General features: G+C 67.6%; 1 protein-coding gene. It reads right to left on the reverse strand.

Going from position 1 to position 278, the window contains the following annotated elements; all coding sequences use genetic code 11:
- On the reverse strand, positions 1–242 hold a 242-nt coding region (locus tag CDN38_RS33755), incomplete at its 3' end, for a hypothetical protein (protein ID WP_204903269.1).
- Positions 243–278: the final 36 nt, after the last annotated feature.

Below are 278 nucleotides of genomic sequence, written 5' to 3' on the forward strand. Positions count from 1 at the left end.
ACCGGCTCCTCGCCGGTGACATTGACCGGCGCCAGAGTCCGGGTCGAGACCGGCTCGCAGTGTTCTTCGGTGCGGGTCGCGCGCAGGGTCTGGAACACGGGCTCGACGTTCAGCACCTGCGCGTAGTCGAACTTCACGTTCTCCACGATCACCACCCGGTTGCGGGGCTCGGCCTCCTGCGCCTGGGCCACGGCGGCCAGCGCCGACAGGCAGGCCAGGGTCAGCAACGCGGTGGATTTCATTGGCGAAGGGGGCAAGGACACGGCAATAGTGTAGGC

The organism is Mycobacterium ostraviense (assembly GCF_002705925.1).
In the GTDB taxonomy this organism is placed as follows: Bacteria; Actinomycetota; Actinomycetes; order Mycobacteriales; family Mycobacteriaceae; genus Mycobacterium; species Mycobacterium ostraviense.